This window comes from Bradyrhizobium lablabi (assembly GCF_018129385.1).
GTDB lineage: Bacteria > Pseudomonadota > Alphaproteobacteria > Rhizobiales > Xanthobacteraceae > Bradyrhizobium > Bradyrhizobium lablabi_C.
In genome coordinates, this window is sequence record NZ_JAFCLN010000009.1 from 195,902 (window position 1) to 216,325 (window position 20,424).

The 20,424-nt window shown below is 63.2% G+C and carries 20 protein-coding genes; 15 read left to right on the forward strand and 5 right to left on the reverse strand.

The genetic code is table 11. The annotated features are described in order from the left end of the window. Window positions 1-7: 7 nt before the first annotated feature. From JQ628_RS19015 to JQ628_RS19045, 7 genes are all read left to right on the forward strand, one after another. Window positions 8-919 (forward strand): fumarylacetoacetate hydrolase family protein, encoded by a 912-nt coding sequence (locus JQ628_RS19015; RefSeq protein ID WP_212224447.1) that lies wholly within the window; start codon window positions 8-10, stop codon window positions 917-919. A gap of 16 nt (window positions 920-935) precedes the next feature. Then, window positions 936-1,598, forward strand: coding sequence for a flavin reductase family protein (locus JQ628_RS19020; protein ID WP_212224449.1), 663 nt, complete (start codon window positions 936-938; stop codon window positions 1,596-1,598). A gap of 298 nt (window positions 1,599-1,896) precedes the next feature. After that, entirely contained in the window at window positions 1,897-3,075 is a 1,179-nt protein-coding gene (locus JQ628_RS19025) for an ABC transporter substrate-binding protein (protein WP_212224451.1), read from the forward strand. 161 nt (window positions 3,076-3,236) lie between these two features. After that, window positions 3,237-4,154, forward strand: a complete 918-nt coding sequence (locus tag JQ628_RS19030; protein WP_212224453.1) for a branched-chain amino acid ABC transporter permease — start codon at window positions 3,237-3,239, stop codon at window positions 4,152-4,154. Next, window positions 4,151-5,098 (forward strand): branched-chain amino acid ABC transporter permease, encoded by a 948-nt coding sequence (locus JQ628_RS19035; RefSeq protein ID WP_212224455.1) that lies wholly within the window; start codon window positions 4,151-4,153, stop codon window positions 5,096-5,098. The genes JQ628_RS19030 and JQ628_RS19035 overlap by 4 nt, the downstream gene beginning before the upstream one ends. Further along, window positions 5,091-5,858 (forward strand): ABC transporter ATP-binding protein, encoded by a 768-nt coding sequence (locus tag JQ628_RS19040; protein WP_212224456.1) that lies wholly within the window; start codon window positions 5,091-5,093, stop codon window positions 5,856-5,858. Before JQ628_RS19035 ends, JQ628_RS19040 begins: the two co-directional genes overlap by 8 nt. Continuing rightward, entirely contained in the window at window positions 5,851-6,579 is a 729-nt protein-coding gene (locus JQ628_RS19045) for an ABC transporter ATP-binding protein (protein WP_212224457.1), read from the forward strand. The genes JQ628_RS19040 and JQ628_RS19045 overlap by 8 nt, the downstream gene beginning before the upstream one ends. A 352-nt stretch (window positions 6,580-6,931) precedes the next feature. Here JQ628_RS19045 and JQ628_RS19050 read toward each other — a convergent pair whose 3' ends face one another. Together JQ628_RS19050 and JQ628_RS19055 are read right to left on the reverse strand one after the other, a co-directional pair. After that, a complete protein-coding gene (locus JQ628_RS19050) occupies window positions 6,932-8,368 on the reverse strand; it encodes a glutamine synthetase family protein (RefSeq protein ID WP_212224458.1) in 1,437 nt (478 codons plus the stop codon). Window positions 8,369-8,477: 109 nt separating this feature from the next. Further along, window positions 8,478-9,836 carry an aromatic ring-hydroxylating dioxygenase subunit alpha gene (locus JQ628_RS19055; RefSeq protein ID WP_212224459.1) on the reverse strand — a complete coding sequence of 453 codons (1,359 nt, stop codon included), beginning with the start codon at window positions 9,834-9,836 and terminating at the stop codon, window positions 8,478-8,480. A gap of 194 nt (window positions 9,837-10,030) precedes the next feature. On the opposite strand from JQ628_RS19055, the gene JQ628_RS19060 reads away from it, so the two are divergent. After that, a complete protein-coding gene (locus JQ628_RS19060) occupies window positions 10,031-10,810 on the forward strand; it encodes an IclR family transcriptional regulator domain-containing protein (protein WP_212224460.1) in 780 nt (259 codons plus the stop codon). Between the two features lie 30 nt (window positions 10,811-10,840). Continuing rightward, entirely contained in the window at window positions 10,841-11,218 is a 378-nt protein-coding gene (locus JQ628_RS19065; RefSeq protein WP_212224461.1) for a glyoxalase superfamily protein, read from the forward strand. 3 nt (window positions 11,219-11,221) lie between these two features. Here the strand turns inward: JQ628_RS19065 and JQ628_RS19070 are convergent, their stop codons facing one another. Together JQ628_RS19070 and JQ628_RS19075 are read right to left on the reverse strand one after the other, a co-directional pair. Beyond that, on the reverse strand, window positions 11,222-11,506 hold the full coding sequence (locus JQ628_RS19070; protein ID WP_212224462.1) for a GYD domain-containing protein: 285 nt from the start codon (window positions 11,504-11,506) through the stop codon (window positions 11,222-11,224). 128 nt (window positions 11,507-11,634) lie between these two features. Next, the gene (locus JQ628_RS19075) at window positions 11,635-12,522 is read right to left on the reverse strand and encodes a helix-turn-helix transcriptional regulator (protein WP_249128088.1); all 888 of its coding nucleotides are present in this window, start codon (window positions 12,520-12,522) and stop codon (window positions 11,635-11,637) included. Window positions 12,523-12,647: 125 nt separating this feature from the next. Between JQ628_RS19075 and JQ628_RS19080 the strand changes: the two genes are divergently transcribed. The 6 genes from JQ628_RS19080 (at window position 12,648) to boxB (ending at window position 19,325) form a co-directional block, all read left to right on the forward strand. Continuing rightward, window positions 12,648-14,180 (forward strand): benzoate-CoA ligase family protein, encoded by a 1,533-nt coding sequence (locus tag JQ628_RS19080; protein ID WP_212224466.1) that lies wholly within the window; start codon window positions 12,648-12,650, stop codon window positions 14,178-14,180. Between the two features lie 154 nt (window positions 14,181-14,334). Next, window positions 14,335-15,150 (forward strand): alpha/beta fold hydrolase, encoded by an 816-nt coding sequence (locus tag JQ628_RS19085; RefSeq protein WP_212224468.1) that lies wholly within the window; start codon window positions 14,335-14,337, stop codon window positions 15,148-15,150. 156 nt (window positions 15,151-15,306) lie between these two features. Then, window positions 15,307-15,510: a hypothetical protein gene (locus JQ628_RS34535; RefSeq protein WP_249128090.1), complete on the forward strand. Its 204-nt coding sequence runs from the start codon at window positions 15,307-15,309 to the stop codon at window positions 15,508-15,510. A gap of 106 nt (window positions 15,511-15,616) precedes the next feature. Further along, window positions 15,617-15,862: a DUF6894 family protein gene (locus JQ628_RS19090; protein ID WP_212224469.1), complete on the forward strand. Its 246-nt coding sequence runs from the start codon at window positions 15,617-15,619 to the stop codon at window positions 15,860-15,862. A gap of 204 nt (window positions 15,863-16,066) precedes the next feature. After that, window positions 16,067-17,755 (forward strand): 2,3-epoxybenzoyl-CoA dihydrolase, encoded by a 1,689-nt coding sequence (boxC, locus tag JQ628_RS19095; RefSeq protein WP_212224470.1) that lies wholly within the window; start codon window positions 16,067-16,069, stop codon window positions 17,753-17,755. A gap of 133 nt (window positions 17,756-17,888) precedes the next feature. Further along, window positions 17,889-19,325 (forward strand): benzoyl-CoA 2,3-epoxidase subunit BoxB, encoded by a 1,437-nt coding sequence (boxB, locus tag JQ628_RS19100; RefSeq protein WP_212224536.1) that lies wholly within the window; start codon window positions 17,889-17,891, stop codon window positions 19,323-19,325. Between the two features lie 174 nt (window positions 19,326-19,499). Here the strand turns inward: boxB and JQ628_RS19105 are convergent, their stop codons facing one another. Continuing rightward, window positions 19,500-20,303 (reverse strand): SDR family NAD(P)-dependent oxidoreductase, encoded by an 804-nt coding sequence (locus tag JQ628_RS19105; RefSeq protein WP_212224471.1) that lies wholly within the window; start codon window positions 20,301-20,303, stop codon window positions 19,500-19,502. Window positions 20,304-20,424 lie beyond the last annotated feature (121 nt).

Consider the following 20,424-nt stretch of genomic DNA (forward strand, 5'->3'; position numbering starts at 1 on the left):
AATTAAGATGCGTCTTGTAACTTACCGCGACTCCATCGAAGCCGCCGCGCGCCTTGGCGCCGTTGTCGATGACCTCGTCATCGACGTCGAGAAGATCGGCGCGCATGCCGGGGTTTCGCTGCCTTCCTCGATGCTGGCCTTCATCGATCTGGGGCCGGTAGCCCTGGTTGCTCTGAAGAAGATCCTCGGCGACCGCAACGACTATTGGCCGGTCGGCGCCGCGCTGCCGCTGGCTAACGTCAAACTGCTCGCGCCGATTCCGCGGCCCCGCAAGAACATTTTTGGCATCGGCCTCAACTATGTCGAGCACGTCGCGGAATCGTCCCGCACGCTCGATACGGCAAAGGAATTGCCGAAGCAGCCGGTGATCTTCTCCAAGCCGCCGACCAGCGTGATCGGCCCGGACGACGCGATCGAGCACAACAAGGCGATCACCCGGCAGCTCGACTGGGAGGTCGAGCTCGCCGTCGTCATCGGTCGGACCGCGCGGCGCGTATCGGAAGAAGAAGCACTGAATTTCGTGTTCGGCTATAGCGTGATGATCGACGTCAGCGCCCGCGACAACCGCCGCGCCGGCCAGTGGATCTATTCCAAGGGGCAGGACACCTACGCGCCGTTCGGGCCCTGCATCGTCACATCGGACGAGATCGCAGACCCGCATGCGCTCGATCTCTGGCTGACGGTGAACGGCGTCGAGAAGCAGCGCTCCAACACCCGGCATATGCTGTTCAAGGTGCCGCTGCTGATCTCCGATATTTCGGCCGCGATCACGCTCGAGCCCGGCGATATCATCGCTACCGGCACGCCCGACGGCGTCGGCGCGGGACGCACGCCGCAGGAATGGCTGTGGCCGGGCGATGTCGTGGAGGCTGAAGTGTCCGGCATCGGCCGGCTGCGTCATCCGGTGGTGGCGGTCTGAGGCAGCGAGGCCGGCAATGCTGTTCGACATGGAGTGGATGGAAGCGCAAAACCGCTACAAGGTACTCACCGCCACCGTGACGCCACGGCCGATCGCCTGGGTGACGACCTTGTCGGAAGACGGCGTGATCAATGCGGCGCCCTACAGCTTCTTCAACGTGCTGGGACATGAGCCGCCGACGCTCGCGCTCGGGCTTCTCGCCGGCAAGGACCGCTTCAAGGACACCGCGACCAACATCCTTGCTACAGGCGAATTCGTGGTGAATCTCGTGTCGGAGCAAAACGCCGAGGCCATGAACGTCACCTGCATCGATGCGCCGCCCGAGATCGACGAGCTGGCGCTGGCCGGCCTGAAGCCGGCGCGCTCGCACGCCGTGCGGCCGCCGCGCATCGCGCAATCCCCCGTTTCGTTCGAGTGCCGCGTCCTGACCTCGATGGTGACGGGGCCGCGCCAGACCATCGTGATCGGCCGCATCGTTTGCGCCCATGTCGAGGATGCCTTCGTGCAGGACAGTGAGCGCTGTCACATCGATACGCAAGGCCTGCGCCTGATCGGCCGCATGCACGGCAGCGGCTGGTACGCCCGCAGCAGCGACCTGTTTCAGATGGACCGGCCGACCTGGGCGGAATGGCAGCGCAACGGCGCCGCGAGCCGCCTTGCAGCAGGCGAAACGCCATGACCGCCATCGCAAGCCCTTCGTTGCCGGGCCGCCACTCCCGCCGCCCTCCAACTGCGACATTTGTTGCCCCGGCAACCGGCACTATAATTCTTGCCATCCCCAGCGGTGGCGAATTATGGTTCAGGCTGTCGAAAGCATCGGCCGAAGGTTCTAAGCAAGACCCATCGGTTCATGCTTGCTGCGGGCTGGCGATTTCGCGCACAAAACAGCCACCAAGAGGGCCCGCGATCGGCGCGCCGTGCACGGCCGGACAACCGGCCGGGCACGAACAATTCGATCATTCAGGAGGGGATTGAATATGAGAAAAACGGCATTCTGGCTGGCGGGCGTCACCGCGCTGGCATTCGTGGCGCAGCCTGCGCTCGCGGCCGACACCATCAAGATCGGCTTCGTCTCGACCTTCAGCGGCCCGACCGCTGCGATTGGCAACGACATGCGCAATTCGTTCGAGCTCGCGCTCGACCATCTCGGCCGCAAGATGGACGGCAAGCCCGTCGAGGTGATCTACGAGGATGACGGCCAGAAGCCTGACGTCGGCAAGCAGAAGACCGAAAAGCTGATCCAGTCCGACAAGGTCGATTTCATCGTCGGCTACATCTGGTCGAACGTGCTCTTGGCCTCGCTGAAGACCGCGGTCGACAGCAAGACCTTCCTGATCTCGGCCAATGCCGGCCCGTCGCAGCTCGCCGGCGAACTCTGCTCGCCTTACGTGTTCTCGACCTCCTGGCAGAACGACCAGACGCCGCAGGCCATGGGCCTCTACATGAACCAGAAGGGCGTGAAGTCGGTATTCCTGATCGGTCCGAATTATGCCGCCGGCAAGGACATGCTGGCTGGCGTCAAGAGTACCTTCAAGGGCGAGGTCAAGGGCGAGGAATACACGGTGTGGCCGAGCCAGCTCGACTTCTCCGCCGAGTTGACCAAGGCCAAGAACTCGGGCGCCCAATCGATCTTCGTGTTCTATCCGGGTGCGGCGGGCGTGCAGTTCCTCAACCAGTACGCCCAGGCCGGCATCAAGGCGCAGATTCCGCTCTACACCGCCTTCACCATCGACGAATTGTCGCTGCCGCTCCAGAAGGACAACGCGCTCGGTGTTCCCGGCGCTCAGCAATGGGTCAACGATTTGCCGAATGACGAAAACAAGAAATTCGTCGCCGACTACCGCAAGAAGTATCCCGGCCTGCGCCCGACTTTCTACGGTGCGCAGTCCTATGACGCCGCCAACCTGATCAACAGCGCCGTCGTGGCGGTCAAGAGCGACCTGACCAAGAAGGACGCGATGAAGGCCGAGATGGAGAAGGCCAACTTCAAGTCGGTGCGCGGCCCTTACAAGTACGGCAACAACCACATCCCGATCCAGAACTTCTATCTACAGGACGTGGTGAAGGATTCGGAAGGCCAGCTTGCGCTGAAGACCGTAGCGACCATCGTCAAGGACGCGCAGGACGGTTTTGCCGGCAAGTGCCCGATGAAGTGAGTTCTATCGGCGCATGATTCTTGCAAGAGCTTAAACCTTAGAGAGCTTGCAGGAGTTGATGCGCCCAACAACAATAGGCGGCGGCGCGGCTCGCGCTGCCGCTGTTTTGTAAGTGGGTGCCGGTTTTCCGGTAGGATCAGGCGCAAAGGCTTGAAGGGGTCATGCTGGTCGTTGTCGAACAATGTCTGAACGGGTTGCAGTTCGGCCTGCTGCTGTTCCTGCTGGCGGCAGGGCTGACGCTGGTGTTCGGCATCATGGATTTCGTCAACCTCGCCCATGGCTCGCTCTACATGATGGGCGCCTATTTCGCGGCGACCTTCGTCGCCTGGACCGGGAGCTTCGTGCTCGGCGTAGTGCTGGCGCTCGGCGCCACATTGCTGCTCGGCATACTGCTGGAATCGGTGGCGCTGAGACATCTCTACGGTCGCGACCATCTCGACCAGGTGCTGGCGACGTTCGGCCTGATCCTGTTCTTCAATGATCTGGTGCGGCTGGTCTGGGGACCGGCGGGCCTCGCGCTGCCGCTGCCTTCCTGGCTGACGGTGCCGGTGCAGATCCTGCCCGGTGTGTATTATCCGGCTTATCGTCTCTCCATCATCATCGTCGCGCTGGCAGTCGCGGCCATGCTCTATTTCGTGGTGATGCGCACCCGGATCGGCATGCTGATCCGCGCCGGCGCCTCCAACCGCGAGATGATCGGCGCGCTCGGCATCAACATCAAGCTGCTGTTCACGCTGGTATTCGGCCTCGGCGCTGCGCTCGCAGGCCTTGCCGGCCTGATGCAGGCGCCGATCCTCACCGTGCAGATCGGCATGGGCGAGAACATCCTGATCCTCGCCTTTGTCATCATCGTGATCGGCGGCATCGGCTCGATCCGCGGCGCCTTCATGGCCGCGATCTTTGTCGGGATGATCGATACGCTCGGCCGCGCCTTCCTGCCGGACCTGTTGCGCAAGGTGTTGAGCTCCACCGCGGCCTCCACCGCCGCACCTGCGTTGTCCTCGATGCTAATCTACCTCCTGATGGCCATCATCCTGGTGGTGCGGCCGGAGGGGCTGTTCCCGGCCGCCAAGCGATGAAGCTTTCGTTCAACGCGCGTAATGTCGTCGTCGTGCTGGTGATTGCCGGCCTGTTGCTGCTGCCGGTCTATTCGGCGCTGTCAGGCAAGGTATTCGTGCTGACGCTGTTCACCCGTATCATCATCTTTGCGCTCGCCGCCGCCAGCCTCAACCTCATCATGGGCTATGGCGGCATGATGAGCTTTGGCCATGCCGCCTATCTCGGCATCGGCGGCTATGCGGTAGGCATCCTCGCCCATGAGGGCATCGGCTCCGGCTTCATCCAGTGGCCGGTTGCATTGATCACCTCCGCGCTGTTCGCGCTGGTGATTGGCTCGCTCTCGCTTCGCACGCGCGGCGTCTATTTCATCATGATCACGCTCGCCTTTGCGCAAATGGCCTATTACGTCGCCTCCGGCCTGTCGCGTTACGGCGGCGACGATGGCCTGACCATCTACAAGCGCAGTGATTTCGGCGGATTGATCAATCTTTCCGATCGCGTGCAGTTCTATTATGTGTGCCTCGCCTGTCTGCTCGGCGGCGTCTATCTGATCTGGCGCATCGTTAATTCGCGTTTCGGCATGGTGGTGCAGGGCGTGCGCTCCAACGAGCAGCGCATGCAGGCGATCGGCTTTCCTGCCTATCGCTATCGTCTGGTCTGCTTCGTCATCTCGGGCACCATCTGCGGCCTCGCCGGCGCGCTGCTCGCCAACAACACCGATTTCGTCAGCCCCGCCGTGATGTACTGGACCCGCTCCGGCGATCTCATGGTGATGGTGATATTCGGCGGCATGGGCTCGCTGTTCGGGCCCGTGATCGGCGCCATCGCCTTTCTCCTGCTGGAAGAGTTCTTGTCGCAATTCACCGAATACTGGGCGCTGATCATGGGGCCGCTGCTGCTCCTCATCGTGCTGTTCGCGCGCGGCGGCATCATGGGTATTCTGGGGAGGTTTTCACGTGGCTGAACCCCTGATGCGCGTGCAAAATCTCGTGCGCCGGTTCGGCGGCATCCTCGCCACCGACAACCTCTCGCTCGACGTCATTCCGGGCGAGCTGCATGCCATTATCGGCCCGAACGGCGCCGGCAAGACCACGCTGATCAGCCAGCTGACCGGGCAGTTGACGCCGAATTCCGGCACCATCCATTTCGCCGGCATGGATGTCACGCGGCTGCCGGCGTACCGCCGCAGCCGGCTGGGCCTGGCGCGTTCGTTCCAGATCACCTCGCTGCTGCCGAATTTCACCGCGATCGACAACGTCGCGCTCGCAGCGCAAGCGCATGACGGCCACTCCTTCCGGTTCTGGGGCGATGCGCGGAAGGAACAGCACCTGCGCGAGGCCGCGCTGTCGGCGCTCAGGCGTGTCGGGCTGGAGAAGCGCGCCAATGTCGTCGTCTCCGAGCTCAGCCATGGCGAGCAGCGCGAACTGGAGCTGGCGGTGGCGCTCGCCACAAAACCGCAACTCCTGCTGCTGGACGAGCCGATGGCCGGCCTCGGCGTCACCGAATCCGCCCGCATGGTCGGCCTGCTGAAGGAGCTGCGCAAGGAAGTCACCATCGTGCTTGTCGAGCACGACATGGAGGCGGTTTTCGCGCTCGCCGACCGCATCACGGTGCTGGTTTATGGCCGCGTCATCGCCTCGGGCGGACCGGACGAAATCCGCAACAATGAAGAGGTCAAGCGCGCCTATCTCGGCGACCAGCATGCGGTGACGCGCCGTGGCTGATACCAGGACGGCTGAAACCCTGCTCGAAATCGACGGCATCGAGACCTGCTATGGCCTCAGCCAGGTGCTGTTCGGCCTGTCGCTAAGAGTCCATTCCGGCGAGATGGTCGCCCTGATGGGCCGCAACGGCATGGGCAAGACCACCACCATTCGCTCCATCATGGGCCTGACGCCCGCGCGCGCCGGCACCGTCCGCTTCGCCGGGCAGGACGTGCGCACCTTGCCGTCCTACAAGATCGCACAGCTCGGCATTGGGCTGGTGCCCGAGGGCCGCCAGATATTCCCCAATCTCACCGTTCACGAAAACCTCGTCGCCGCCTCCGGCAACCGGCAGGGCGCGCGCGATCCCTGGACCATCGACAAGATCCACGCGCTGTTTCCGCGCCTCGCCGAGCGCTCGAACAACATGGGCGTCACGCTCTCCGGCGGCGAGCAGCAGATGCTGGCGATCGGCCGCGCGCTGATGACCAATCCGAAACTCCTGATCCTCGACGAGGCCACCGAAGGCCTTGCGCCACTGATCCGCGAGGAAATCTGGAGCTGCCTGTCGATGCTGAAAGGGCAGGGCCAGTCGGTGCTCGTCATCGACAAGAACGTCGGCAACCTGACCCGCATCGCCGACCGCCATTACATGATCGAGCGCGGCCGCACCGTGTGGAACGGTACGTCGGACCAGCTGATCGCCGAGCCGGAGCTACAGCACCGGTATCTGGGGATTTAGCCCAGCTCTCTCGACCGTCATTGCGAGCGCAGCGAAGCAATCCAGCTTTGTTGCCGGAGCGAAGAAAGCTGGATTGCTTCGTCGCGTTGCTCCTCGCAATGACGGAGATATAGCCGGGCCTCGTGGTTCGAGACGCGCGGCGTTGCCGCGCTCCTCACCATGAGGGTCATAGTCTGTCTCAGCCGTCGCACTATCCCCTCATCCTGAGGAGCCGCGAAGCGGCGTCTCGAAGGATCGAGGCCGAACTGCCTCAACCGTCATTGCGAGCGAAGCGAAGCAATCCAGAGTCACGTGCGGGACTCTGGATTGCCGCGTCGCTTACGCTCCTCGCAATGACGAGGAGAGAGCTTCGTCAAAACATCTCGAAATATTCGCGGTGCTCCCAGTCCGACACTTCGGCCTGAAAACGGTCGATCTCGGCATTTTTGATGTGAACGTAGTAGTCGACGAACTCCTTGCCCAGCGTCTCGCGGAAGAAGGGATCGTCGTGCAGTGCGAACACAGCCTCGCGAAGACTCTTCGGCAACAGCGCCGCCTTGGTCTCATAGGGCGTATCCGCTGACGGACCCGGATCGAGCTTGCGGTCGACGCCGTCGAGGCCGGAGAGGATTTGCGAGGCCATGTAGAGATAGGGATTGGCCGCGGGCTCGCCGATCCGGTTCTCCAGCCGTGTCGCCGGATCGTTCGGCCCGCCGAGCACGCGGATCATGACGCCGCGGTTGTCGCGGCCCCAGATCGCGCGGTCCGGCGCCAGCGAATAGGAGCGGTAGCGCTTGTAGCCGTTGATGGTCGGCGTGGTGAACACGGTGGAGGCGCGGGCGTGCTCCAGCAGGCCGGCGAGGTAGCCGAGCGCCAGCGGGCTCAGTGGCTCACCGCCTTCCTTGCCCATGAACGCATTCTCGCCTGTCGTGCGCGACACCAGCGACTGGTGCAGATGCCATCCGCTGGCGAACACGTTCGGCAGCTTTGGCCGGCACATGAAGGTGGCGTGATAGCCGTGCCGCCGCGCGATTTGTTTCACCGCCGATCGGAACAGCACCATATTGTCGGCTGGCGCCAGCCCCCTGGTCGGCGCGAATGTGAATTCGCACTGGCTCGGACCGAACTCGACTTCCACCGAGCGCAGCGGCAGGCCGACCGCAAGCACGTCGCGGCGGATGATCTCCAGCACCGGCTCCATCTGGTCGTAGCGCTGCTCGGTGAGATACTGGTAGCCGTGCGAGAGCAGGCTGACCGCCGGCGGCGTGCCGGGCTGCCCGGCGTGCTCCGGCGCCATCTGCGAATCTTCCAGCTTGAACAGGTGGAATTCGACCTCCAGCCCCGCGACGAAGTCGTAGCCGCGCTTGGCCAGTCGATCGAGGACGCCGCGATAGAGGTTGCGCGTCGCGAACGGCACCGGGCGGCCGTCGGCGAAATAGAGGTCGCACATCAGCCAGCCAGTGTTCTGTGCCCATGGGAGCACGCGGAAGGTGGTGGGGTCGGCCACCATCAGCACATCGGCGGCGCCTTCCATCTCCTTCATGCCAAAACCGCCGCCGGACGTGAACACCGGAAACACCGTGCGGTGCGAGGTGTCCTTGGCGAGCATGGTGGTGGTGATGGAGCAGCCGCTTTCGAGCGAACTGACCGCTTCACTCGCGATCAGCGTCTTGCCGCGCAAAATGCCGTGCTGGTCGGGAAAGGAGAGGCGGATGACCTCGAGTTTTTTCTCCTCGACGATCTTGCGGAGGCGGCCGGCGGCCTCCCTTTGTTCATCCGACCACAGGCCGTGACGCTCGACAAAACTCAACGCTGTCCCCCAATGTATCCGTCATTGCGAGGAGCGAAGCGACGAAGCAATCCACACTTCCCTTGAGGCACGATGGATTGCTTCGCTTCGCTCGCAATGACGGCAACTACTACTCCGCCGCCGTCAGATGATGGATCTTCCCGGAAATCTCCTTCGGCACCGGCGCGGCCCATGGCGCGCCGCGGCGGCGCTTGACGTCGACTTCCATCCAGTAGAGCTCCCAGCCTAACGTCGGCCCGATGCCGTCCATGGTGGCGGGGCCCTGAATGCTGCGCGCATGCGCCTCATCGAGGAACAGCATCGGTTTCTCGCCGCCCGAAACCTTTTCGATCTCGGCGCGTAGCAGGCGGCGATACTGCACGATCGCCTTGTCGCTCTGGCCGAGGTGCTCCTGGGTGCGGTCCTGAATCGCGCCCATCGATTCCACCGCCCACTGGTCGTGCACGTTGATGTCGGTGCCCATGCCGGTGTAGGTCTCGGTCGCCTGCTCGTGCGGATCGAAACCGTAATCGTTGCTCCTGTTCTTGCGCGATTTGTAGTCGGGCAGCTCGTAGAGCTCGAGCCGCTGGTCGCGCATCTTCTTCTTGTCGACCGGCGCCGTGTAGGAGGTGAAGATCGCATACCAGTAGCAGTTCTCGTCATCGACCGGCACGTGCCACTGCGTGATCGTCATCTCCGTGCTCATCGGAATGACAAAGCCGTGCGGGAAAAGCTGGTTGGTCACCCGCACGTGGGTGCGTTCCTCGTCGATCTGGCGCAGCGCGATCAGCCGCAGGCCGTACTCGGTGTGCTCGACATTGATGATCGGGTTGTCGTACTCGCGCAAAATCTTTGTCATCGGCATCTCGGACCCGGCTGACGCGCCGCGGAACTGCTTTCCGTAGGCGGTGGAGGTGTCCTCGTCCTCGAAGAAGCGGTGCAGGAAGGAAGCATGCGCGGGGTCGATGCCGACTTCGAGGGCCTGTAGCCAGTTGCAATTCATGTGGCCCTTGAACGCAAAGGTATGGCTGTCGGGCGCGACAAAGCAGTCGATCTCCGGAAAGGCGGGCGGGGTGCCTTCGCCGAGATACGCCCAGAGGATGCCGCTCTTCTCGATCACGGGATAAGAGCGTTGCCTGATGCCCTTGCAGAGCTGCGAGCCCTTTGGCTCGGCCGGTGTCTCCAGGCACTGGCCTGAGGTGTCGAACAGCCAGCCGTGAAACGCGCAGCGCAAGCCGCCATTCTCCAGTCGGCCGAAGGCGAGGTCGGCGCCGCGATGCGCGCAATGGCGGTCGATCAGGCCGTAGCGGCCCTGTTCGTCGCGGAACAGCACCAGGTTTTCGCCGAGCAATTTCACCGGCCGCACCGGGCGTTCGCCCTGTAGCTCGTCGACCAGCGCCGCCGGCTGCCAGTACATCCGCATCAGCCTGCCGCATGGGTCCTTGCGCGAGGTGCGGGTGATCAGGTCGTTCTGCTCCTGGCTCATCATGGTGGCATCTCCCGCTTGCAAATTTGTTCGTCTATTGAACGAATGTGCGAATTATGCCATGTCTGGATTTGACGGCCAAGCACAATTTTGAACGGTTCGAGACAGCGCGACCCGGAAAGTGGGGACCGGTTTTCCCTCGCGACAAGCGCGGAGCGTTTGCGCGGAGGTCACGCTCAAACTAACGAGACACAGATATGCCAAAGCTGAAGCGCGAAGGCGAGGAGCGCGCCACCGATTTCGTCGAGAGCCTCGACCGCGGCCTGCGGCTGCTACAAGCCTTCGGCAACATCGCCGGGCCGATGACGCTGAGCGACATCGCGCGCGCCGCCGATCTGCCGCGCGCCACCGCGCGCCGCATCCTGTTCACGCTGGCGCATGGCGGCTTCGTCTCGACCGACGGAAAGCTGTTTTCGCTGACGCCGCATGTGCTGACGCTTGCCGGCTCTTACCTCCGCTCGAACCAGATCGTGGCGGTGCTCCAGCCGGTGCTCGACCGCATAGCCGGTGCGGCGCAGGAAATCAGTTCGCTGGCGCTGCTCGACCGCGACGAGGTCGTGTTCATCGCCCGCGGCACGCCGGCACGGATGTTTGGCGGGCTGGATGTCGGCTATCGCCTGCCGGCGTTCTGCACCTCCGTCGGCCGCGCCATGCTCGGCCAGTTCGATGACGCCGATCTTGCGAAGCGATTGAAGGGAATGCGGCGCGAGGCGCTGACGCCCCACACCGTAACCGATCCGAAGCGCGTGCTTGCCGCGATTATCGCAGACCGCAAGCAGGGCTATTCGCTAGTCGACCGCGAGGCCGAGGCGCATTTCCGCTCGATCTCGGTCCCCGTCCGTCGCTACGACGGCACCATCGTCGCCGCCATCAACATGGGCGCCCATGTCGATCGCGTGCCGGCGCGCGAATTGACTGACCGTTTCCTGCCGCTGCTGCGGGAGGGGGCGGAGGACGTCAAAGACCAGTTGCTGTGAAACCGAAGAATGTCTTGGGGTTCGAAAGCCATGGAAATCAGTTTCAATCAGGTCATCCCCATTCTGCGCATCTTCGACATCGCAAAGGCGGACGAATTCTATCTGGGCTTTCTCGGCTTCTCCGTCGACTTCGATCATCGCTTCGAGCCGGGCCTGCCGCTCTATCGCCAGGTCTCGCGCGGCGGCCTGCTGCTGCACTTGAGCGAGCATCACGGCGATTGCAGTCCGGGCGCCCAAATCAGGGTGATGATGCAGGGTGTCGAAGCCTTCCATCGCGAGATCAGCGCCAAGGGCTACGGTTACATGCGACCGGGACTCGAAAAGACGCCATGGGGCACGCTGGAGACCGGCGTGACTGATCCGTTCAGCAATCGCATCCGCTTCTGCGAGCGGATCGAAGCGCCTTAAGCGCTAGCCCGCGGCGCCCTTGATCGCGGTCTCAAAACTCTTTGCATCGAAGGCCGGCATGCTCTGGATCCGTCCCATGCCCTGGGTCGCGTACCAGACGGAGAACGCGAGCATGGCCTCCGGATTGGGGGCATCGACGATGTCGATAAAATCGTAGTAGCCCTGCGTGTAATGGATCGACTCGATCTTGATGCCCAGCTTGTCGAGCTTTGTCTTGGCCTTGCCGATCCGGTCCGATTGCTTGCTCGCCCACTCCGGGCTCAAATTACCAAGCAGCACATATTTCATGGCCACCTCCACGTCACGTTGGTCATTTTCCGCGAAGGACCCCGAAATTATACGCCTTCCAGCGCGCAGTGCCTATGCCGTTCCGCGCACGGAACTACAGGAGTCGAGGTATGAGAAGTGTGGAGGCGTCAGCCCCGCGCGAACATTCGCGCGTCCTGCTCCAGCACCGGCGTCACCGCGTTGAACAGGCGGGCGGCGGCCGCATCCACTGACAGTCCCGCCGTATCGACGACTGCCGAAGCGCGCGAATACAGCGGCTCGCGGCTGACGAGGATGTTGCGTAGCTCCGCCATCGCGGAGCGGTCGTCTGCCATCGGGCGAAGGTCGCCCTGCTTGCGCACGCGCATCATGTGCTCTTCCGGCTCGGCCTTCAGCCAGATGGTGTAGAACGACGACAGGATCAGGTCGAAGGTCAGCGGCTCGGAGACGATGCCGCCGCCGGTCGCCAGCACCATCAATTCCTTGCGCGCCAATAGTTGCCCGAGCGCGGCCTGCTCCATGCGGCGAAAGCCTTCCTGGCCGTAGAGCGCAATGATCTCGGCGACGGACAGCCCGTTCTGCGCCTCGATCTCCTTGTTCAGCTCGACAAAACTCCAGCCGACCTTTTTTGCCAGCATCCTGCCGAGCGTGGACTTGCCGGCGCCGCGCAGCCCAATCAGCGCGATGCCGGCAAAGGACGGCCGGCGCGCGGCGGAGACGGCGTGGCCGGCAAGAATGTCCTTGGCCTGTGCGATCTGGTTTGCGGTCGCCTTGCGCAGGAGATCGCGGATGACGGGCCAGTCCGGTGCGGGCTCGCCGTCGGGAATGAGATCTTCCAGATGCGCGCCCATCGCGTTCGACACGCGGCGCAACAGCACGATCGAGACATTGCCCTTGCCGCTCTCGAGCTGCGCGATATAGCGCTCCGAAATTCCGGAAACTTTTGCGAGCACCTTTCGCGACATGCCGCGCAGCGCGCGCATGGTGCGGACGCGCTGGCCGAGCTGTTCCAGAAAGGTGTCTTCGGGATCGCCCATCTGAGTCGTCATATTTAGGAAACATAGTGCCGGAGAGGATTGACAGCAAGCCGATGCGGTGGTCTTTGTATGAATTATAATTCTGAAGCAAGGGGAAGCGCCGTGACGCGTGTTGGGAGCGGGGCATGATCTACAACGCAGTGACCTGGCTGCTCGACCGCAATGTCGACGAGGGCCGTGGCGCCAAGCTCGCCTTCACCGACACCGTTTCCGAACTGACCTATGGCGATCTACAACGCCAGAGCCGCCGCGCCGCCAATATGCTGCGCCGTCTCGGCGTCCGCCGCGAGGAGCGGGTCGCCATGATCATGCTCGATACGGTCGATTTTCCGGTCGTGTTTTTGGGCGCGATCCGCGCCGGCATTGTGCCGGTGCCGCTCAACACGCTGTTGACGACGGATCAGTATGCCTACGTGCTGGCGGACTGCCGCGCGCGCGTGCTGTTCGTTTCCGAGGCGCTCTATCCCGTCGTCAAGGATATCGTCGGCCGCATGCCGGATCTCGAATGCGTCGTGGTATCCGGCAACAATGCGTTCGGCCACAAGCTGCTCTCCGAAGAGCTCGCGAAGGAAAATGATTCCTTCGTCACGGCGGACACCCATGCCGAGGAGCCGGCGTTCTGGCTCTATTCGTCAGGCTCGACCGGCATGCCCAAGGGCGTGCGCCACCTGCATTCCAATCTCCAGGCCACCGCGGAAACCTATGCGAGCCAGGTGCTCGGCATCCGGGAGAACGATCTCTGCCTTTCCGCGGCAAAACTGTTCTTCGCCTATGGCCTCGGCAACGCGCTGACCTTTCCGATGTCGGTCGGCGCCAGCACGGTGCTCAATGCCGACCGGCCGACACCGGCGCGGATGTTCGAGCTTCTGAACAAGTACAACCCGACGATCTTCTACGGCGTGCCGACATTGTTCGCGTCGATGCTGAACGACGAGACCGCCAGGAACGAGCGTGCGGGCGCAAAATTGCGCATGTGCACCTCGGCCGGCGAGGCGCTGCCGGAATCGGTCGGCAATAGCTGGAAGTCGCGCTTCGGCGTCGACATTCTCGATGGCGTCGGTTCGACCGAGCTGCTGCACATCTTCCTGTCCAATGCGCCCGGCGACATCAAATACGGCTCGTCCGGCCGTCCGGTCCCGGGCTACAAGGTGCGGCTGGTGAACGAAGCAGGCGCCGATGTGGCGGATGGTGAGGTCGGCGAGTTGCTGGTCGATGCGCCTTCTGCCGCCGAGGGCTACTGGAATCAGCGCAGCAAGAGCCGGCAGACCTTTGAGGGCCACTGGACCCGCACCGGCGACAAGTACATCAGGGATGCCGAAGGCCGCTTCACCTTCTGCGGCCGCGCCGACGACATGTTCAAGGTATCCGGCATCTGGGTCTCGCCGTTCGAGGTCGAGAGCGCGCTGATCACGCATCCCTCGGTGCTGGAAGCGGCCGTGGTGCCGGAAGCCGATCCGGAAGGATTGCTCAAGCCAAAGGCGTTTGTCGTGCTGCGCGCCGACTGCAAGACCGACGGCCTGCACGATGCGCTGAAGGAGCACGTCAAGCAGAAGATCGGCCCGTGGAAATATCCCCGCTGGATCGACGTCGTGGAGACGCTGCCGAAGACCGCGACCGGAAAGATCCAGCGCTTCAAGCTGCGCGAGGGCGCGAACTAGAAAAGTCTATCGTCGTCCCTGCGAACGCAGGGACCCATAACCACCGGCCTTCATTGTTTGAGAAGGCTGTCGGCCATCCCCGCTCCGTAACATCTGCCGCGGAGTATGGGTCCCTGCGTTCGCAGGGACGACGCGAGAGTGGAGATTGAAGAGCATGACCCTCGCCCCTACCGGCTTCCTGCGCATCGGCGCATCCGATCTCGAATACCGCATGATCGGCCCCGCGCCCGACAAGGCGCCGACCATCGTCATGCTGCACGAAGGCCTCGGCTCGGTCGGCCTGTGGGGCGATTTTCCGGAGAAGCTCCAGGCCGGCACCGGCGCCGGCGTGTTCGTCTATTCGCGCGCCGGCTATGGCGCTTCCACGCCGGTAAAACTGCCGCGGCCGGTCGACTACATGCACATCGAAGCGCTCGATGTGCTGCCAAAACTGCTTGGCGCCATCGGTTTCCGCCGCGGCCTGTTGGTCGGTCATTCCGACGGCGCCTCGATCGCGGCGATCTATGCCGGCAGCCACCAGGATCACCGCGTGCAGGGGATTGCGTTGATCGCCCCGCATTTCATCGTCGAGGATATTTCGGTGGCCTCGATCGCGAAGATCAAGTCGGCCTATGAGACCACCGAGCTGAAGGCCAAGCTGGCGCGCTGGCACAAGGATGTCGACAACGCCTTCTACGGCTGGAACGGCGCCTGGCTCGACCCCAAATTCCGCAACTGGGATATTTCGGAATACCTCGCCTATATCCGCGTGCCGATCGCGATCCTGCAAGGAGCGGATGATGAATACGGCACCATGCGCCAGATCGAGGTCGCAAGGGAGGAATGCTATTGTCCGGTTGATGTGACCGAGGTCCTGGGGGCGGGCCACTCGCCGCATCGCGAAGCGCCCGGGGCGACGCTGAATGCGATTTCGGATTTCGCAAACGCCGTTTTGCGCGATGACGAAGGCTCGCGCGGACGGGCCGCGTAGGGGGTGAGAATCGTCCCCTGTGCTGTTGAATAATTGACTCGCGTTCCGGCTTTTTGAGGCGCACACTTCGGCTATCACCGCGCGGTCTTTGGCAGCTATCGGTGACAGAGAGACCAATCGCGCTCCCGCCTTCCTCTTGCGGAATGGAGCAGCGCGATGTCACAACACCGCCGCCGTTTCAAACAATCCGATCCCCTGGAAGAACGTCTCGCTGAAGAGGCGAAACGCTTGCGTGAAGAAGCGAAACTGCTTCCACCCGGCACTACCCGCGAGCAAGTCTTGCGGAAGGCCCGGCAGTGCGAAACGGGTTCCCACATCAGCGAGTGGCTGCGATCTCCCGGTCTACAGCCGCCGCGATAGGAACGAAGTCAGCGCCGCGCTCGTTCACCTCTCATCACCGGCACGCGACCCGCAGGCGTCGGTGGCTGAGAGACCTTGCGCTCCCGCCTCGATAAGGAGCGCAGCCATGCCCCTTTATTATTTTGATCTGCGCAATGGGGACCAACTGTCCGCCGACGAAGAGGGAACAGACCTTTCCTCGATGGATGACGTGCAAAACGAAGCAGCCTACGCGCTTGCCGACATGCTGAGGGACGAAGTGAGGGCCACCAATGGTAACCCCCTCGCACGCCACCTGGTGATCGAAGTTCGCGACGGCGGCGGTCAGGTATTGCACGCCAAATTCTTGTTCGAGCTTAAGCGCCTTCAGTAGGGCAGCCCCGATTGGCTCGCCTCCAGGTCAGGCCGTTCTCGACTGGCGCGGGCCCTGCTTTCTTAGGGATGACAATTCTTAGGGATGGCAATGTGCAACAAAATGCATGTTCTCGCGTTTGGGACTAGACGCGCTCCAAAACATGCACTATTGTGCATGTCGAAATAGATCAACGAGATAGATCAAAAAGACCCAGGGTGGCCCATGGCTGGTGAAGATCGCGCGCTCGCAGGCGGCGCGAAGTACATCGATTTTCAGACCGATCCGTCGCGTTACCGGCACTGGAAGCTGGATGTGGCCGGCGAGGTCGCAACCCTCACCATGGACGTCGACGAGGACGGCGGGTTGTTCGAGGGCTATCAGCTCAAACTCAATTCCTACGACCTCGGCGTCGACATCGAACTCGCCGACGCCGTGCAGCGGCTGCGGTTCGAGCATCCCGAGGTGAAGGCGGTGGTGGTGCGCTCCGGCAAGAACCGCGTGTTCTGCGCCGGCGCCAACATCCGCATGCTGGCGGGCTCGACCCACGCCCACAAGGTCAATTTCTGCAAGTTCACCAACGAGACCCGCAACGGCATCGAGGATTCCTCGGAAAATTCCGGCCAGCGCTTCATCACCGTCGTCAACGGCACGGCGGCGGGCGGCGGCTATGAGCTGGCGCTCGCGACCGACCACATCATCCTCGCCGACGACGGCGCTGCCGCCGTCGCGCTACCGGAAGTGCCGCTGCTGGCGGTGCTGCCTGGCACCGGCGGGCTGACGCGCGTCGTGGATAAACGCAAGGTGCGCCGCGACCATGCCGACTTCTTCTGCACCATCGAGGAAGGCATCAAGGGCAAGCGCGCCGTCGCCTGGCGGCTGGTCGACGAGATCGCGCCGAATAGCAAGCTCGAAGCGAAGATCGCCGAGCGGGCGAAGGAATTCGCCGGCTCTTCGAAGCGCAACGGCAACGGCAAGGGGATTGCGCTGACGCCGCTCAAGCGCACCATCGACGAAAACAGCGTTCAATACGAATTTGTCGGCGTCGACATCGATCGCGCCGCGCGCATCGCCACCATCTCGATCAAGGCGCCCGAGGGCGCACCGCCGGCCGACATCGATGGGTTGATCGGGCAGGGCGCCGCGTTCTGGCCGTTGCAGGTCGCGCGCGAGCTTGACGATGCGATCCTGCATCTGCGCATCAACGAGCTCGAGATCGCGATGCTGGTGTTCAAGTCGCATGGCGAGCGCGCCAACGTGCTGGCCTATGACGGCTTCCTCGAAGCCAACAAGGCGCACTGGCTGGTCAACGAGATCAGGCACTACTGGAAGCGAGTGTTGAAGCGCATCGACGTCACCTCGCGCACGCTGGTGACGCTGGTCGAGCCCGGCTCCTGCTTTGCCGGCACGCTGGCCGAACTCGTGTTCGCCGCCGACCGCTCCTACATGCTGATCGGCACGCGCCAGGGCGACAACCGCCCGCCGCCGGCGATCGAGCTGACCGCGATGAACTTTGGACCCTATCCGATGAGCCATGGGCTGACGCGGCTCCAGTCGCGCTTCCAGGCCGATCCGTCCGACCTCGATCGCGCCGAGGCCACCATCGGCACTGCGCTCGACGCGGAAGAGGCCGAAGAGCTCGGGCTCGTCACCTTCGCGCTCGACGACATCGATTGGGACGACGAGGTGCGGGTGTTCCTGGAAGAGCGCACCAGCTTCTCGCCCGACGGCCTCACCGGCATGGAAGCAAACCTGCGCTTCGTCGGGCCGGAGACCATGGAATCGAAAATCTTCTCGCGCCTGACGGCGTGGCAGAACTGGATTTTTCAGCGCCCCAACGCAGTCGGCGAAGAGGGCGCGCTGCGCCGCTACGGCACCGGCCAGAAGGCGCAGTTCGATATGACGCGGGTTTGACAATCTTTGTTGCGTCATGGCCGGGCTTGTCCCGGCCATCCACGTCTTTCGCTCGATGAAAGCAAGACGTGGATGCCCGGGACAAGCCCGGGCATGACGGAAGATGCCTCCAGAGGAGCACGCCATGAATTACATGAACGTCGATTACTCCACCAAGATTCCCAACAACGTAAATCTGTCCGAGGACCGCCAGGTGCTCAAGGCCCTCGAAGGCTGGCACCCCGGCTATATGGACTGGTGGAGCGACATGGGGCCGGAGGGCTTTCAGCAGTCGCTGGTGTACCTGCGCACCGCCTATTCGGTTGATCCGCGCGGCTGGGCCAAGTTCGACTACGTCAAGATGCCGGAATACCGCTGGGGCATTTTGCTGGCGCCGCAGGAAGAGAACCGCGTCATTCCCTTCGGCGAGAATTACGGCAAGCCGGCCTGGCAGGAAGTCCCGGGCGAGCACCGCGCCACGCTGCGCCGCCTGATCGTGATCCAGGGCGACACCGAGCCGGCCTCGGTCGAGCAGCAGCGCCATCTCGGCAAGACCGCGCCCTCGCTCTACGACCTGCGCAATCTCTTCCAGGTCAATGTCGAGGAGGGCCGCCATCTCTGGGCGATGGTGTATCTGCTGCAAAAGTATTTTGGCCGCGACGGCCGCGAGGAGGCCGACGAGTTGCTGCGCCGCCGCTCGGGCGATGCGGATTCCCCGCGCATGCTCGGCGCCTTCAACGAGGCGACGCCGGACTGGCTGTCGTTCTTCATGTTCACCTACTTCACCGACCGCGACGGCAAGATGCAGTTGCACTCGCTGGCGCAGTCCGGCTTCGATCCGCTGTCGCGCACCTGCCGCTTCATGCTGACGGAGGAAGCCCATCACATGTTCGTCGGCGAGACCGGCATCAGCCGCGTCGTGCAGCGCACCTGTGAAGCCATGAAGGAAGCCGGCATCACCGATCCCACCGACATCGCAAAAGTGCGCGCGCTCGGCGTCATTGACCTTCCGACCATCCAGAAGAAGCTGAATCTGCACTATTCGCTGTCGCTCGACCTGTTCGGATCGGAAGTCTCGACCAACGCGGCGAACGCCTTCAACGCCGGCATCAAGGGCCGCTACAAGGAAACCCAGATCGACGACGATCACCAGCTCAAGAACGCGACCTATCCGGTGCTCAAGCTGGTCAACGGCGAGGTCAAGCGCGTCGACGAGCCGGCGCTGACCGCGCTCAACATGCGCCTGCGCGACGACTACACCCAGGACTGCGTCAAGGGCATGCTGCGCTGGAACAAGATCATTTCCACCGCCGGCTATCAGTACAAGCTGACGCTGCCGAACGTTGCCTTCCATCGCCAGATCGGCGAGTTCAAGGATGTGCACGCGACGCCCGACGGCGTGCTGATCGACGACGCCACCTGGAATCAGCGCAAGGGCGAATGGCTGCCGTCGACCTCCGACGGCGACTTCATCGCTTCGCTGATGAAGCCGGTGACAGAAATCGGCCAGTTCGCTTCCTGGATCTCGCCGCCCAAAGTCGGCATCGACAACAAGCCCGGCGACTTCGAGTACGTGAAGATCGAGACGTGAGGCGCTGACGCGCGCGGCACCCACGGCCGTCATCACCCGCGAAGGCGGGTGATCCAGTATTCCAGAGGCCGTGCGGCAGGAATCGAGAGGCCGCGGCGTACTGGATACCCCGCATGCGCGGGGTATGACGACTGAGGGCGAAACGGCGAGCCGAGCTCTCCGCCAGAGCGAGCGTCACTCGCTCGCGATCGCCAGCCCCGCATTCGCATACACCACGCCGCCATCGACCGCGATGGTGTTGCCGACCACATAATCGCCGGCCCGCGACGCCAGATAGATCGCAATCCCCGCCATATCCTCATCCGTGCCGATGCGTTTGGCCGGTACGCGCTTGGCCACATCATCGGCATGATCGCGCGCAGCGCGGTTCATGTCCGACTTGAACGCGCCCGGTGCGATCGCCGTGACGTTGATGTGGTCCTTGATCAGCTTGGTCGCCATGCGCCGCGTCAGGTGGATCACCGCGGCTTTGCTCGCGGCGTAGGAATAGGTCTCGCCGGGATTGACGAAGATGCCGTCGACCGAGGCGATGTTGATGACCTTGCCGGGCTTCTCGGCGCTTGCCGCCGCGCGCAGCGGCTTTGCCAGCGCCTTGGTCAGGAAGAACAGCGACTTGACGTTGAGGTCCATCACCTTGTCCCAGCCGCTTTCCGGGAATTCATCGAACTCCGCGCCCCAGGCCGCGCCGGCATTGTTGACGAGGATGTCGAGCTTCGGCTCGCGCTTGATGATTTCGCTCGCAAGCTTGTCGCAGCCTTCGACCGTCGACATGTCGATCGGGATCGCGATGCACTCGCCGTCACAGGCGGCGGAGAGCTCTTTTGCGGTCGCTTCGCAAGGCCCGGCTTTTCGCGCGGTGATGTAGACCTTGGCGGCGCCCTGCGCGAGGAATCCGGCCGCGATCATCTTGCCGATGCCGCGCGATCCCCCGGTCACGAGCGCGACGCGGCCTTTGAGCGAGAACAGATCCTTGAACATGCGTTTCTCCCTGATTTGGCTTCTGTGTGAAGCGGGGAAGAGAGCGAGTCAAGGAAGGGGCTCTTCCCCTCTCCCCTTGTGGGAGAGGGTGGACGCGATGCGCAGCATCGCGGACGGGTGA

Excerpts from the sequence above, each read along its gene's own strand:
- JQ628_RS19015 (WP_212224447.1), top strand. The coding sequence starts at position 8 with ATGCGTCTTGTAACTTACCGCGACTCCATCGAAGCCGCCGCGCGCCTT.
- JQ628_RS19020 (WP_212224449.1), top strand. The coding sequence starts at position 936 with ATGCTGTTCGACATGGAGTGGATGGAAGCGCAAAACCGCTACAAGGTA.
- JQ628_RS19025 (WP_212224451.1), top strand. The coding sequence starts at position 1,897 with ATGAGAAAAACGGCATTCTGGCTGGCGGGCGTCACCGCGCTGGCATTC.
- JQ628_RS19030 (WP_212224453.1), top strand. The coding sequence starts at position 3,237 with ATGCTGGTCGTTGTCGAACAATGTCTGAACGGGTTGCAGTTCGGCCTG.
- JQ628_RS19035 (WP_212224455.1), top strand. The coding sequence starts at position 4,151 with ATGAAGCTTTCGTTCAACGCGCGTAATGTCGTCGTCGTGCTGGTGATT.
- JQ628_RS19055 (WP_212224459.1), bottom strand. The coding sequence starts at position 9,836 with ATGATGAGCCAGGAGCAGAACGACCTGATCACCCGCACCTCGCGCAAG.
- JQ628_RS19060 (WP_212224460.1), top strand. The coding sequence starts at position 10,031 with ATGCCAAAGCTGAAGCGCGAAGGCGAGGAGCGCGCCACCGATTTCGTC.
- JQ628_RS19065 (WP_212224461.1), top strand. The coding sequence starts at position 10,841 with ATGGAAATCAGTTTCAATCAGGTCATCCCCATTCTGCGCATCTTCGAC.
- JQ628_RS19070 (WP_212224462.1), bottom strand. The coding sequence starts at position 11,506 with ATGAAATATGTGCTGCTTGGTAATTTGAGCCCGGAGTGGGCGAGCAAG.
- JQ628_RS19075 (WP_249128088.1), bottom strand. The coding sequence starts at position 12,522 with ATGGGCGATCCCGAAGACACCTTTCTGGAACAGCTCGGCCAGCGCGTC.
- JQ628_RS19080 (WP_212224466.1), top strand. The coding sequence starts at position 12,648 with ATGATCTACAACGCAGTGACCTGGCTGCTCGACCGCAATGTCGACGAG.
- JQ628_RS19085 (WP_212224468.1), top strand. The coding sequence starts at position 14,335 with ATGACCCTCGCCCCTACCGGCTTCCTGCGCATCGGCGCATCCGATCTC.
- JQ628_RS34535 (WP_249128090.1), top strand. The coding sequence starts at position 15,307 with ATGTCACAACACCGCCGCCGTTTCAAACAATCCGATCCCCTGGAAGAA.
- JQ628_RS19090 (WP_212224469.1), top strand. The coding sequence starts at position 15,617 with ATGCCCCTTTATTATTTTGATCTGCGCAATGGGGACCAACTGTCCGCC.
- boxC (WP_212224470.1), top strand. The coding sequence starts at position 16,067 with ATGGCTGGTGAAGATCGCGCGCTCGCAGGCGGCGCGAAGTACATCGAT.
- boxB (WP_212224536.1), top strand. The coding sequence starts at position 17,889 with ATGAACGTCGATTACTCCACCAAGATTCCCAACAACGTAAATCTGTCC.
- JQ628_RS19105 (WP_212224471.1), bottom strand. The coding sequence starts at position 20,303 with ATGTTCAAGGATCTGTTCTCGCTCAAAGGCCGCGTCGCGCTCGTGACC.